15 protein-coding genes and 1 riboswitch are annotated in these 13,831 nt (G+C 42.7%); of the genes, 3 read left to right on the forward strand and 12 right to left on the reverse strand.

All coding sequences use genetic code 11. From position 1 onward, the window contains the following. Positions 1-82: 82 nt before the first annotated feature. A riboswitch (TPP riboswitch) is annotated at positions 83-185 on the reverse strand. 47 nt (positions 186-232) lie between these two features. Genes V6C27_10055 through V6C27_10070 form a run of 4 tightly spaced genes read right to left on the reverse strand, consistent with a single transcriptional unit; the run spans position 233 to position 1,502 of the window. After that, the gene (locus tag V6C27_10055; GenBank protein MEG6616757.1) at positions 233-775 is read right to left on the reverse strand and encodes a D-Ala-D-Ala carboxypeptidase family metallohydrolase; all 543 of its coding nucleotides are present in this window, start codon (positions 773-775) and stop codon (positions 233-235) included. After that, positions 775-972, reverse strand: a complete 198-nt coding sequence (locus V6C27_10060) for a YvrJ family protein (protein ID MEG6616758.1) — start codon at positions 970-972, stop codon at positions 775-777. The genes V6C27_10055 and V6C27_10060 overlap by 1 nt, the downstream gene beginning before the upstream one ends. Before the next feature lie 58 nt (positions 973-1,030). Further along, the gene (locus V6C27_10065; protein ID MEG6616759.1) at positions 1,031-1,249 is read right to left on the reverse strand and encodes a DUF2922 domain-containing protein; all 219 of its coding nucleotides are present in this window, start codon (positions 1,247-1,249) and stop codon (positions 1,031-1,033) included. A 25-nt stretch (positions 1,250-1,274) separates the two neighbouring features. Continuing rightward, positions 1,275-1,502, reverse strand: a complete 228-nt coding sequence (locus tag V6C27_10070; protein ID MEG6616760.1) for a DUF1659 domain-containing protein — start codon at positions 1,500-1,502, stop codon at positions 1,275-1,277. 243 nt (positions 1,503-1,745) lie between these two features. On the opposite strand from V6C27_10070, the gene V6C27_10075 reads away from it, so the two are divergent. Beyond that, positions 1,746-2,714, forward strand: coding sequence for a sulfite exporter TauE/SafE family protein (locus tag V6C27_10075; GenBank protein MEG6616761.1), 969 nt, complete (start codon positions 1,746-1,748; stop codon positions 2,712-2,714). 35 nt (positions 2,715-2,749) lie between these two features. On the opposite strand, the gene V6C27_10080 is transcribed toward V6C27_10075, so the two are convergent. The 7 genes from V6C27_10080 to V6C27_10110 all read right to left on the reverse strand — a co-directional run bounded on the left by V6C27_10080 (position 2,750) and on the right by V6C27_10110 (position 10,524). Further along, positions 2,750-3,076 (reverse strand): metalloregulator ArsR/SmtB family transcription factor, encoded by a 327-nt coding sequence (locus V6C27_10080; protein MEG6616762.1) that lies wholly within the window; start codon positions 3,074-3,076, stop codon positions 2,750-2,752. A 166-nt stretch (positions 3,077-3,242) separates the two neighbouring features. Then, positions 3,243-5,120, reverse strand: coding sequence for a molecular chaperone HtpG (gene htpG, locus V6C27_10085; protein MEG6616763.1), 1,878 nt, complete (start codon positions 5,118-5,120; stop codon positions 3,243-3,245). A gap of 102 nt (positions 5,121-5,222) precedes the next feature. After that, positions 5,223-6,518 (reverse strand): hemolysin family protein, encoded by a 1,296-nt coding sequence (locus V6C27_10090; GenBank protein MEG6616764.1) that lies wholly within the window; start codon positions 6,516-6,518, stop codon positions 5,223-5,225. A 170-nt stretch (positions 6,519-6,688) separates the two neighbouring features. After that, positions 6,689-7,312: a GTP pyrophosphokinase family protein gene (locus V6C27_10095; protein MEG6616765.1), complete on the reverse strand. Its 624-nt coding sequence runs from the start codon at positions 7,310-7,312 to the stop codon at positions 6,689-6,691. Positions 7,313-7,338: 26 nt separating this feature from the next. Then, positions 7,339-8,814 (reverse strand): cardiolipin synthase, encoded by a 1,476-nt coding sequence (gene cls / locus V6C27_10100; GenBank protein MEG6616766.1) that lies wholly within the window; start codon positions 8,812-8,814, stop codon positions 7,339-7,341. Positions 8,815-8,935: 121 nt separating this feature from the next. Beyond that, positions 8,936-9,859: a HAMP domain-containing methyl-accepting chemotaxis protein gene (locus tag V6C27_10105; GenBank protein ID MEG6616767.1), complete on the reverse strand. Its 924-nt coding sequence runs from the start codon at positions 9,857-9,859 to the stop codon at positions 8,936-8,938. 5 nt (positions 9,860-9,864) lie between these two features. After that, complete coding sequence (locus V6C27_10110) at positions 9,865-10,524, reverse strand: cache domain-containing protein (protein MEG6616768.1); 660 nt, start codon at positions 10,522-10,524, stop codon at positions 9,865-9,867. Between the two features lie 232 nt (positions 10,525-10,756). Here V6C27_10110 and V6C27_10115 point away from each other — a divergent pair, with 232 nt between their 5' ends. Beyond that, entirely contained in the window at positions 10,757-11,446 is a 690-nt protein-coding gene (locus tag V6C27_10115) for a response regulator transcription factor (GenBank protein ID MEG6616769.1), read from the forward strand. Next, positions 11,421-13,478: a sensor histidine kinase gene (locus V6C27_10120; GenBank protein MEG6616770.1), complete on the forward strand. Its 2,058-nt coding sequence runs from the start codon at positions 11,421-11,423 to the stop codon at positions 13,476-13,478. The genes V6C27_10115 and V6C27_10120 overlap by 26 nt, the downstream gene beginning before the upstream one ends. Positions 13,479-13,535: 57 nt before the next feature. Here V6C27_10120 and V6C27_10125 read toward each other — a convergent pair. Beyond that, positions 13,536-13,831 (reverse strand): methyl-accepting chemotaxis protein (locus tag V6C27_10125; GenBank protein ID MEG6616771.1); only part of this gene is annotated, 296 nt, incomplete at its 5' end.

Genomic DNA, 13,831 nt, shown 5'->3' on the forward strand with positions numbered 1-13,831 from the left:
GCCAAAATTGCATAAAAAAACTCCTTTCAAACAGTATTACACACACCATCGAAAAGAGTTGATAAGCTAATAAATTTAACATTATATTATCTTACAACTTCCCTTCGCTGGCATTACCCAGTGCAGGTTCAAAGGGTCTGAAATAAAATTTCATCTCAGCCATTGCGGCTCCCCTAGTATAATTAAGATATTATACTGCAGATGTAATAATGTCAATATACCCATTGATTACTTACCGTACATCTAAATGGGTGAAGGTTGGGTATAACCCCACCCAGGTGAAACCGATTGCTGTGGCCGTTGCCGCCACTTGGCTGGGTGGCACCCCAAGGATGACAATATCGGCGGCGTTGCCACGCAAATGTTGACTGTTTTTGACCCCTCCCACCGCTCGGTTGTGCTTGGGACAGCGGTAACCCGATGTCACCATTATTGGCCTAGCCCCCAGCCTGGTCCGCAGTTGCTCCAGCAGGGTGATTAACTTGACATTTACCCGCACTTGGCCGCAGCAACGACAAGCAAATTCCAGCTCACTAAAGTGTTCACTTAAAGGCTGTCCTTGGCGGGCCTGGTGTGGCAGCAACAGCTTTAAAGCCCTTTGGGTGGCCGCATTATAACCATTAGTTGGCAGACCACAGTGGTTTTGCAGTGCTTTAACTGCCCCATTGGTCAATGGGCCAAAAATACCATCCCGGGGGCCGGGGTCAAAGCCACAGGTGGCTAAGTCTTGCTGTAACTGCAACACTTCTGCCCCGCCACTGCCCAGCGCCAGCACTAGCCTGCACCCCCTTTAATATCCAAAATCCGTTGCATTTGTTCCATATCGATATCCGATTGTTTGGCCACCACCAATGTTAACAGTGTAATGGACTTTTGCAGTTCCTTGATCACCGGTTCCAGCCGCACCAACAGGTATCCGGCCATCACCATGGGGAACCCGTAATTGCCCGCCAGTATCAACAAATCTTCCATAAATATCACCCCTCCATAAACAAAGGTGGGGCAACTTTGCTGCCCCACCTGACACTGCTTACAGGATATCCAAATTTGTTACTTCCCGGGATACGATGCGTGCATCGGCCACCGCCACCAAATCACCGCCATTGGATGTAAATACATTCTTGGCCACAATGGTGTCCATAGCGCTTTTCACATCCTGGGCAGTCAAGGTTTCCAAAGGTTCCGCCACCCGCAGAGTGACTTTGTTGCCAGAGCTGCTGACGAAAATCATTTCTAATGTAGAAGCCATTTACCATCCCTCCTTTCTACCGCAATTAAATTTCTTCTACCAGGTCGTTGGTGTCAATGCGCTGGATTGCAGCCAAAGTGTACTGCTGCAGTCCGCCCAAAACTTGGGCCACGTCGTACAGGTCCTGCTCGGTGGCGTCCGCCTTAATGTTCCGGTAGGTAATCTTCCCTAAGATGGGATCCCCCTGGGAATTTACCCCCTTTTCCACTTGCAGCTGCAGTGCCGAGGTTACCAGATTTTTGCTAATTGCCATACTACCATCCTCCTTATTAAATTATTGCCAGGGAAATATCCAATCCCCCCGGTTGCGTTCAATATATCATTGGCGGGGTAACAATTAAAGTTGATTAATTTGTGATTTTGCGTACAAATTTGAATTGACACCCTTTAGTAACAGGACATATTATTATTACAACACCATTTGTATATATGCAACTAGCGGGAAGGACATGTTAACTATCGGTACTCCAGAAGATATTTGAAAGGAGGGCTTATCATGTATTTTCCTGTTTCTGGTGTAGAGGTATCACCTTTAATTCCACCGCTGGTGGCCTTTGTGGTGGCATCACTGACCGCTTCTGCGGGGTTGTCCGGGGCTTTTTTGCTGTTGCCCTTTCAGGTGAGCGTGCTGCACTATACTAACCCCGGGGTTAGCCCCACCAACTTAATATACAACATCATTGCCATCCCCGGTGGCCTTTACCGCTATATCAAAGAGGGTCGCATGGCTTGGCCGTTAACTTGGGCGGTGGTGCTGGGTACGCTGCCCGGCGTATTCGTTGGGGCCTGGGTGCGCATTAATTACTTACCGGACCCCAAAGTTTTTAAGCTTTTTGTGGGTACGGTGCTGTTGTACATGGGTTATCGCACTTTGTCTGAAGTGATGGGCTGGAACAAGAAACTTAAAGAGCAAAATAAAAATATGCAGCAAAAATTCGCTGCCCAAGTGGCTAAAATGAAGGTAGAGAATTCAGACCGTCTGGCAGCCGGTCTGCCTGCCGAGGCAGTGGTGAAAACCAAAAAAGTATCATGGCGGAAGATTGAATATGAGTTTTGGGGTGAAACCTACTCCTTTAGCGGCGTCGCCATTATCAGTCTGGCGTTGGTGGTGGGTTTAATTGGTGGCATCTACGGCATTGGTGGCGGAGCAATTATTTCCCCCTTCTGCGTAGCGGTGTTGGGCCTGCCGGTATACACCGTGGCCGGGGCCTCGCTGGCGGGCACCTTTATTACATCCATTGCCGGGGTTGTTTACTACCACCTGCTGGCTGTCAGCAACACCGCCGCCGGTGCCGCGGTGGCTCCGGACTGGATGCTAGGGGTGTTATTTGGTGTCGGCGGTTTATTGGGTACTTATGTGGGAGCCCGGATTCAAAAGTTCTTACCGGACAGAATTATTAAGATTATCCTTACTGCTTTACTGCTATTTCTGGCCTTCAGCTACATTGGACAGTTTTTCTTCTAACCACATTAATTTTTAAAGCCCGGGCAACCCGGGCTTTACTTTTTCAATATCCCACCAAAGGTGAACATCACTTCATTAACCTGCTTTTCAAGAATTTTATCTGCCAAGGATAACAGTTCAATAATTTCTGGATATTTGATGCTGTAAATAACCCGCAATCCTTCTTTCCTGCTTTGTAGAATACCCTGCTTTTTCATTACTGCCAGGTGTTGGGATGTATTGGCTTGTTCCACGTTAAGTTCAGCAAAAATATCGCATACACAATGCTCGCCATCGCTGAGTAAATTTAAAATGCGCACACGGGTGGGGTGAGAAATTGCTTTAAACAAATTTGCTTTTAGTTCCGCTAACTTTTCTTGCATCATTTCACCACCTAATTCATTCTAATATTATTATATAATATTCGCTAACATAAGCAAAGGTTATGACGGAACTAAGATAGGGGAAAAGACAGGGGGACGGGTCCCTTGTCTTCTCAGCTGAGGAGACAAGGGACCCGTCCCCCTGTCTGGTACCCCTGTCTGGTAACTACTTCATCATTTTGCAAATGTTGTTGGTAAATTCAACCGGATCGTTTATGGGTAAGCCCTCAATCAGTAGTGCTTGATTGTATAATAGGTCGGTGTACAGTTTTAGCTTATCTTTGTCATTTTGATAAGCATCTTGTAAGGATTTAAAGACATCGTGGTTGATGTTAATCTCTAAAATCTTATCTGCCTTAAACCCTTGGTTGTTCGGCACCGCACTGAGTATTTTCTCCATCTCAATGCTCACTTCGCCCTCGTTGGCTAAGCAAACGGCATGCTGTTTTAATCGTTTCGATGCCCGGACATCCTTCACTTTTTCGGCCAAGATATCCTTCATTGCAGCAAACAGTTTTTGGTGCTCTTGATCTGCATCTGCGCATTCTTCCTTGTCATCGGGTTCGATACCCAGGTCACCACTGGATACCGATTTGAATTCTTTACCCTGATATTCCCGCAACATTTTAATGGCAAACTCGTCCACGTCATCGGTAAAGTATAAAATTTCGTAACCTTTATCTGCCACCAGTTCTGTTTGAGGCAGTTTGTCAATCCTTTCGACGGACTCCCCGGTGGCATAGTAAATATATTTTTGATCCTCGGGCATTTTGGTCACATACTCCGCCAACGTGACCAGTTTTTTCTCGGTGGATGAATAGAACATGATTAAGTCCTGCAGGTCATCCTTATGGCTGCCGTAGTCACTGTATAGGCCGTACTTCAATTGAACGCCAAAGGCTTGATAAAACTTTAGGTATTGTTCCCGCTCATTCTTTAACAGGTTGGCCAATTCTTGCTTAATTTTATTTTTAATGTTTTTGGCAATTAGTTTCAACTGACGGTCGTGTTGTAACATTTCCCGGGAGATGTTGAGGGATAAATCTTCAGAATCCACCATTCCTTTGACAAAGGCAAAGTAGTCCGGCAACAGGTCGGCACAGCGGTTCATAATTAACACGCCGTTGGAATACAGCTCTAGGCCCTTTTCATATTCTTTGCTATAGAAATTGAAGGGGGCCCTTTCGGGAATATATAAAATTGCTTTATAACTAATGGTCCCTTCGGCATTGATATGAATATGTTTTAGTGGTTTGTCAAAGCCATAGTGCTTTTCGATATAAAAATTATTATAATCTTCTTCGGTCAGTTCATTCTTGTTTTTCTTCCAAATGGGCACCATGCTATTGACAATCTTTTCCTCGGTGTATTCCTCGTATTCGTTCTCACTGCCCTCTTTTGGTCGACTACTGGTGATATCCATTTTAATGGGGTATCTGATGAAATCAGAATATTCCTTAATAATGGCTTTAATGCGATATTGGTCTAAGTAGCCATCGTAGTGTTCATCTTCGGTATTCTGTTTGATTTTTAGAATGATGTCGGTACCCACCGTGTCCTTTTCCCACGGTTCAATGGTATAGCCCTCAGCACCGGACGAGTGCCACTTGTAAGCTTGATCGCTGCCCAGCGCCTTGGTAATCACGGTAACTTCATCGGCCACCATAAAGGCTGAATAAAAACCAACGCCAAACTGCCCAATGATGTCGTATCCATCTTTGATTTCATTTTCCTTTTTAAAGGCCAGCGAGCCGCTCTTGGCAATGACCCCTAAGTTTTGCTCCAGTTCTGCCTCTGTCATTCCAATACCAGTATCGGAAATCTTTAGTTCTCTATTATCTTTATCAATGGTCACCTTGATGTAGTAATTGTCTTTATCAAAGCTCAGAGTATCATCTGTTAACGCCTGGTAATAAATTTTATCTATGGCATCGCTGGCGTTAGAAATCAGTTCCCTTAAAAAAATCTCCTTATTGGTATAAATTGAGTTAATCATTAAATCTAACAATCTTTGCGATTCAGCTTCAAATTGTTTTACTGACATCTTAATCTCCCCTTTACCCACAAAAACTTGTTAGCACTCCCTTTGGTCGAGTGCTAATTATATTTTTTATATATCAAAATTTCCTTGGCATGTCAAGCGGTGCTAACTACGGCAAACCTTTACTTTAACTATCCTTTTTCTATTCACCTCTTGCACTTTAAACACCAAACCGTTATATTCCAGCTCCGGTTGTTCCCCCACCGCCGGGATATGCCCCAGTTGGCTGATCAAAAAGCCGCTGAGGGTTTCGTAGTCTTCCACCGGCAGCGCCACACCAAGAAATTCCTTAACCTCGTATAGGCTGACAATGCCACTCATTAAAAAAGTGTTGTCATCCAGTTGTTCAATTTCTTTTTCATCCACGTCATACTCATCAAAAATGTTGCCGACAATTTCCTCCAACAGGTCTTCCATGGTGACAATACCAGCGGTGCCGCCGTATTCATCAATGACAATGGCCATGTGCATTTTCTTCTTCTGCATTTCTCTAAAGACATCATCAATATTTTGCAATGTCAGCACAAAATATGGTTTTCTAATTAATTTCTTTAAATCAAAGGTAGTCTCATCACAGGCTTCCATAAACCGAATCAGTTCCTTAACATTTAACGTACCAATTATGTTGTCAATATTATCTTCATAAACTGGCACCCGGGTATATCTGCCGTTACTCATTATGCTGGCCACCTGTTTTAGACTGTGGTGGATGGGAATAGCAGTAATTTCGGTGCGGTGGGTCATAATGTCCACCACCATTTTGTTGTCAAACTCAAAGATGTTGTTAATCATTACTTTTTCCGCTTCTTGAATGGCCCCCCTCTCTTTGCCCACATCAACCATCATGCGGATTTCTTCTTCGGTTACTTCTTCAGAATCGGCATTGGGGTCCACCCCAAACAACCTGACCACCAGGTTGGTGGAAAAGGTTAACAGCTTTACAACAGGAGACGTTATCAGCGACAGCCAACTTAGGGGGTGAGCCACTAAAAAGGCAATGGCTTCCGCCCTTTGCATGGCCAACCTTTTGGGCACCAGTTCCCCCAGCACCAATGTAAAGTAGGAGAGAATTAGCGTCACGATAATCACAGCAATATTATTTAGCAACCCTTTGGAAATTGGCACACCTAATTGGTAAATAAAATCAGCCAACTGCCCGGCAAAGCTACCAGCAGCAAAGGCACTGGCTAAAAATCCCGCCAGTGTAATGCCGATTTGAATGGTGGCTAAAAACTTGCTAGGTTCGCCAATCAGATTATCTAATGTTTTTGCTTTTTTGTTTCCTTCCTCGGCCAGATGTTTTATCTTATTGTCATTAACTGACACCAGGGCCATTTCGGAAGCGGCAAAAAAGGCATTTAACATAATTAGCACCACTAAAACCAACAACTCACTAGACAAAGGATGCTCAGCCTCCAAACTTTGCTTAGGATGTATTTATATCTTCTCCAAAAGTCCCCGTTGTCAACATAAATTTTTCGAAGATTATAGGCATGCGGGGTGAACGAAGAAGACAGGGGGAGACAGGGGGTCTGTCCCCCTGTCTCCCTGTCTCCCCCCCGTCTTTCCTATTAAAATTTTTCTATTTCTTCCCGTAGGGCTAACATTTTGGAGTCCAGCGCAAAAACGATATCTGCTGTTTCTTTTAGCCTTTGTTTGGTAGAAGCTGGGATCTCCTTTTGATATTTATAATAAATTTTGTGTTCTAAGCTAGCCCAAAACTCCATGGCAATGGTGCGAATCTGCACCTCCACTTTGACCCGCTGGGGTCCGCTGGACAGGTAAACCGGAATTTCAATAATGGCATGAATACTCTGATACCCGCTGGGTTTGGGATTTTTTACATAATCCTTTATTTGGATTACCTTCACATCGTCTTGGGAACAAATCATTTCCAAAACCTTGTGGATGTCGGTGATAAAGGAGCAAATCACCCTGACCCCGGCAATATCCCGCACATGTTGGCGGGCATTTTCATAGGTAACCTCTTTATGCTTCTTTTCTAACTTCTTAATGATGCTGCTGGGTTTTTTCAATCTGGTTTTAATGTGTTCAATGGGGTTGTAATCATGGCCTATCTGAAATTCCTCGTTTAAAATATTGAGTTTTGTCCGCACTTCATCTATGGCAAATTTATAGGGCAGTAAAAAATCAGTCCAGCCCTTAACTGGATTATCAATATCTGTTTCTTGCATGCCTAAACTCCTTCGAATAAAGTTAATTACAAAATTGGTGACAACAAGCGAGCAAAGGACTCCTTTAGTCGCTGCATTCTGGACCGTTGCTCGTATTCGTGGTAGGGCAATCTAACACAATCTTTGATATCCCGCTGATAAATTTCCATCATTTGGGTGGCAATATCTTGATCGTAAATAAAGGCGTTGGTTTCAAAATTTAATTTAAAGCTGCGAATGTCAAAATTAGCTGTACCCACCGAAGCGGCTACGCCGTCCACCACAATGGTCTTGGCGTGGAGAAAGCCCTTGGCGTATAAATAGCATTTAACCCCTAAGGGCAACAGGTCCCCTAAATAGGAGTAGGTGGCCCAATAAATCATCTTATGGTCCGGCACCTTGGGAATCATAATTCGCACATCCACCCCCGATAAAACCGCCATTTTTAAAGTATTAAGCAAGCTCTCATCGGGAATAAAATAGGGCGTCTGAATCCAAACGGATTTTTTGGCTTTATGGATTAGTTTGATGTAACCATTTTTCACCTGCTCCATAATATTATCAGGTCCGCTGGAAACAATCTGAATACCGGTTTGTCCAGCCATGGAATCATTAAATTGTTGGCTCAGAAAGTATCGCTGTTCGGTCCGCAACTGGTCTTCAGAAGACAGATTCCAATCCAGAAAGAATTGCGTCTGCAACTGCAAAACAGCACTGCCCCGAATACTTAAATGGGTATCACGCCAGTAGCCAAAACGTTGATCCAAACCCAGGTACTCGTTGCCAACGTTAAAGCCACCGAGAAAACCGACTTTACCGTCAACAATCACAATCTTACGGTGATTGCGGTAATTAACTCGAATATTTAAAAAAGGAATCCTTGAGGGAAAGAAGGCAGCCACTTTTCCACCCGCTTCTTTAAGGGGCTGAAAGAAAAAATCAGTCAAGTCACGGCTGCCAATGTGGTCGTACAAAAACCGCACCTCTACCCCTTCCTTGGCTTTGGCAGTTAAGGCATCCCTTAATTTGCGGCCAATTTCATCGTCGTTAAAAATATAGTACATCACATGGATGTGATCCCGGGCACCCTCAATGGCTTCAAACAATGCAGCAAATTTTTGGTTTCCGTCAGTAAAAATATCCACATCGTTGTCTTGGGTGTACAGCGCCATGCTACTGCTCAAATTCATCAACATCATATCTCGGTAGGCCGCTACCTCCGGAGTGTGGAATGGGTATTGTTGGCGCTTAAACTGTTCCCATTGTTGACTCAACACATGGTCTATAACCTTTTCTTCTTCTTCTTTCAGTTTATACAACTTTCTTCTACTCATATTCTGGCCAAATACAAAATACAGAATAAAACCCAACACCGGCAAAAACAGCAACACCATTAGCCAAGCCCAAGTGGCGGCAACATTTTTACGTTCAATAAAAATAATGGTCAGTGCCAGAAAAAGGTTAACTATTGTGATGATGGCATATATGTTTTGGATTAAAATATCCACAACTGGCTGAACCATTTGCACCACCCACTCCCCAATATTTATCTTCCTCATTTTAACAGCTTTGTCAGGCACTAATCAAGCAAATGGCTGGCAAACTATAAAACAGCCCGGTTTATCGGGCTGTTTTTGCTTGCAACTAAATTTGAAATTTAGAGACGTTGGTTTGTAGTTCCCCAGCAATAATTGATAGTTCTTGGGCCGCTGTGGATATCTGTTGAATGGTGGAGGTTATTTGTTCATTGGCGGCGGTTAGCTGTTGGGTACCTTCGTTGGCATGCGTTGTACTGTTACTGATGTCCTTAACCAACTCCGCCGCCTTTTGGTTGGCTTGGACTATTTCTGTCAATGCTCTGCCTGCTTCGGCAGCCAGTGATGCTCCCTGTTTAACCGCTTCATTGGTGGCCGTCATTTTATCAACGGAATTTGTTACTTTCACTTGAATTTGATTAATTAACTGGCCAATTTCTTTAGCGGCATTGCCAGATTGCTCCGCCAACTTTCTCACTTCATCTGCCACCACCGCAAACCCCTTGCCATGCTCACCGGCCCGGGCTGCTTCAATGGCAGCGTTTAAAGCCAACAGGTTGGTTTGATCAGCAATGTTGGTGATCAACACAGTAATATTGCCTACCTCCCGGGACAGTGTGCCCAGTCTATTCACCACATCTGCTGTTTGCTGTGTATCTTCAGCTATCTGATTGATTTTATTAATGGTGTTGGTTACCGATTGATTGCCCGCTTGGGCAATCTGTACTACTTTTTCGCTTTCCTCAGCCGCACTATTGGCATTGTCAGCGCTTTGGGTTGACATGGCAGATACTTCAACGGTGGTGCTGGCCACTTCTTCGGTGGTGGCACTTACTTCTTCACTGGACGCTGCCAATTGTTGACTGTGGGCCGCTAACCGGTGGGCATTTTCGGAGATGCCCTGAATCAATGCTTTTAAACTGTCAGCCATATGATTTAATGCCGTTGCCAATTCACCCAGTTCATCTTGGCTTTTAACCTCAATATTGTTGGTGAAATTACCGGTGGCAAATTCTTTGGCTCCCGCCATCATGGCGACTATTGGTTTTTGATATATCTATTAGAGTATAAAGTCAATAATACCAACATGATGAGCATTAAAAAAGCGTTAAAGGCTATTTGTTGTCTTTTTTCTGCCGCCACAATGGTTTCCACGTCATCTATGTACATACCGGTGCCCACAACCCAGTTCCAAGGCCCAAAGAGTTTCACATAGCTGCCTTTGGGTGATGGCTCTTCTTCTCCCATTTTGGGAAACCAGTATTCTAGGTAAAAGCCTTCCTTGGGGTTACTGATGGCTTCGGCCACCATTTCTTTTACCATATACTTACCATAAGAATCCTTTACCGCCATCCGACTTTTACCTTCGGTTTCCGGATCTGATGGCAACAACACGTTAATTACATCGGTGGTGTCAATCCAATAATAATTATCCCCATCGTAACGCATCACTCTAATGGCTTCCCGGGCCATTTGTTGGGCTTGTTCGGTGGTTAACCGGCCTTCAGTCTCCAAGCCATGGTAGTAATTGAGCATTGAAGTAACGGTTTCAATCTTTTCTCTCAAGCCAGTTTGTCTTTCCTGGTAGATGGTTTTTTCAAACTTTGGCAGTGTATAGAACATTAATACCAAGGTATTAATAATTAGCACTGCTATAAAGCAGGCAATGATTTTTTGACCAATATTGAGTTTTTTCATCAATATCCCCCTTTTTTTACAAAAAAAACATTATCCAACATATGTTAACATAAATGGATAATTATTTAAACAATTATCCATTTAATAAGTTTCAAAAGGTCATATGTTAATCCTAATTAGTTGGTTACTAATTCTTAAAAAATCTGTAAGAATTATAATAGTAGAATTTTAGAAAGTACATGCTATGATAACGGTTAGAGATATCTCTAGCGGTTGAGGAGTGAATGGATACATGTATAACATTTTGGTTGTGGACGATGAGAAAGAAATAGTCACTGCCATTGGGGTTTATTTAAAAAATCAAAATTACCATGTATTTAAGGCCTATGACGGTGCAAAGGCTTTGGACATTTTCGCTAAGGAAGAAATCCACCTGGTGCTAATGGACATTATGATGCCAAAAATGGATGGCATTAAAGCCACCATGAAAATCAGGGAAACCAGTAAGGTGCCCATCATTTTTCTGTCGGCCAAATCTGAGGATATGGATAAAATTTTGGGACTTAACATCGGCGCCGATGATTACATCACCAAGCCCTTTAATCCTCTGGAATTGCTGGCCCGGGTAAATTCTAATATTCGCCGTTACACCAGCTATAGCAATGACAACGCCCCTCGGGAAAATGTGATTAAAATTGGCGGCATTGTATTAAATGATGACAAAAAAGAGGTGTTGGTGGAAGGAGAATCCATTCGAACCACACCCTTGGAGTACAAAATTCTGCATCTTTTAATGAGAAATCCCAACCGGGTTTTTTCAATAGAAGAGATTTACGAAAACGTGTGGCAGGCACCGGCCTACAATCCAGATACCGTCACAGTGCATATTAGGCGGATTCGAGAAAAAATTGAGATCAACCCAAAAGAACCAAAATATTTAAAGGTGGTATGGGGCATTGGATACAAATTTGAAGGAAAATAATAAAACCCATTGCATAGGCAATAGGGCTATCTCTACAACATTAGGCATATTGCTGCTCACTTTTATTTTAGCGGTAATTTCGGTATGTAGTTACGCACCAATTAAAGATGCAACAATTAAGGATAAAACTTTAAAAAGTACCCAAGAGTACCTAAACAGCTATATTTTTGCCTATAATTTGATGGATTTAACTTACTATTTAGGCCAAAGTAAAATAGAATATCCAGAAAATAATGATCCTCGTTACGATAATTTAGAAAACATTAAGTATCACATCCAAGACCAAAATAATAATGTTGTGGCTAGCAATCTCGACGACAAGTCATTGGCAGCAGAAATTAAAGGCAGTCAATTTTACCTACACATAACAATTGATGACCAGGGCAACCCAACTGTTATAGACGCCCCAAAGTCATTTAATAAAAGTGCATTTATAGATAATTTTAAACAATCCCCTTTGCCTCAGGTTCCAAATTCTGAAACCCCAAGCCAAGGACTAGCAAGCCAGCCTAATTACTTGGCTAATTTAGATATCGTTTATGTGGTACCGCAAAATCTGACCAGCAACAATGACCTGTTTATGAGGGAAGTTAAAGAGTTTAATCTTGAGGGATGCATTGTGTTAATTGCCACAATTGGTGGCATCAGCATCTTTCTACTGGTTATTTTGGCCTTTGCCATTCCCTACGCTGCTCAAAAGCAAGCATCACTGGTTAAAATATTTAACAACCTGTATTTAGAATTAAAATTTTTAGTTTGGCTAACGTTTTTCGTAATCTGCGTCGGTATTTTAGGCTTAATTACGTCATCAAATAATAATACTGCCTTTTATTACTTAAACATCATCCATGACGCCAATCTGTATTTTTACTTGATCGGCATTCCGGTTACCTTCGTGTTATATACGCTAATTTACCTGAGCATTACTTATATTAAACACATTTACCATACTGGTTTTAAGGAAGGTTTGCTTAACAACAGTATCTTTGGCAAGTTGCTTTTATCCATTAACAACCACATTATAAAAACAGTTAAACAAATAGTTGAAGTGGACATCACCAAAGACTCTACCCAACAACTGTTTAAACTATTGGGATTAAACCTTTTCGTGCTAATTGTGATTGCCTTAACCAATGGTTTGGGAGTATTTTTAGCGCTCGCATATACCGTGCTATTGTTTAAATACTCGATTAAAGTACTGGATAAAGTAAAGGCACTAAATGAGGCCAGTGGCCAACTGGCTAAAGGTGATTTTGATATTGCCCTACCCGAAGATATGGCCATATTAAATTCCTTTGCCAAAAATTTAAACAATATTAAAGATGGCTTTAAAGTGGCGGTGGAAAAGGAAATCAAAAGTCAGAACATGAAAACGCAACTGATTTCTAATGTATCCCATGACCTTAAAACCCCGCTCACATCCATTATCACCTATGTGGATTTGCTGAAAACTGAGGGGTTAACCAAAGAAACCCAAGCAGAGTATATCGATGTGTTAGATCAAAAGTCCAAACGGCTCAAAGTGTTAATCGAAGATCTATTTGAAGCCAGTAAAGCCAGCAGCGGCAACATTGAACTACATTTAGAATCGGTGGATGTAATTGCGCTACTGCGCCAAACCATGGGCGAAATGGAAGAAAAGATTAACGAAAGTATGCTTAGGATGAAAGTCAATCTGCCGGAAAACAAAGTGATCTGTCAACTGGACGGTGCTAGAACTTATCGGGTCTTTGAAAATATTATTGGCAACATCCTTAAATATACCATGCCCAACACTAGAGTTTATATCGATGCAGTGGAAAGCGAAACAGACGTCAGCTTTATATTCAAAAATATTTCTAACTACGAAATGAACTTTGACCCAACGGAAATCACCGAGCGCTCCTTCAGAGGAGACAAATCCCGCAACACCGAAGGCTCCGGTTTAGGCCTTGCCATTGCCAAAAGTTTGGTGGATCTACAAAATGGCAGCTTAGAGATTAATATTGACGGGGATTTATTTAAACTGACAGTAACTTTCCCTAAACCTTAAAACTTCGAGCGGGAACGACAAAAACAGCCCGGTTTATCGGGCTGTTTTTGCTTGCGCCTAAATTTGAAATTTAGAGACGTCGGTTTGTAGTTCCCCAGCAATAATTGATAGTTCTTGGGCCGCTGTGGATATCTGTTGAATGGTGGAGGTTATTTGTTCATTGGCGGCGGTTAGCTGTTGGGTACCTTCGTTGGCATGCGTTGTACTGTTACTGATGTCCTTAACCAACTCCGCCGCCTTTTGGTTGGCTTGGACTATTTCTGTCAATGCTCTGCCTGCTTCGGCAGCCAGTGATGCTCCCTGTTTAACCGCTTCATTGGTGGCCGTCATTTTATCAACGGAATTTGTTACTT

Source organism: Peptococcaceae bacterium 1198_IL3148, assembly GCA_036763105.1.
Lineage (GTDB): Bacteria > Bacillota > Desulfotomaculia > Desulfotomaculales > Desulfohalotomaculaceae > JBAIYS01.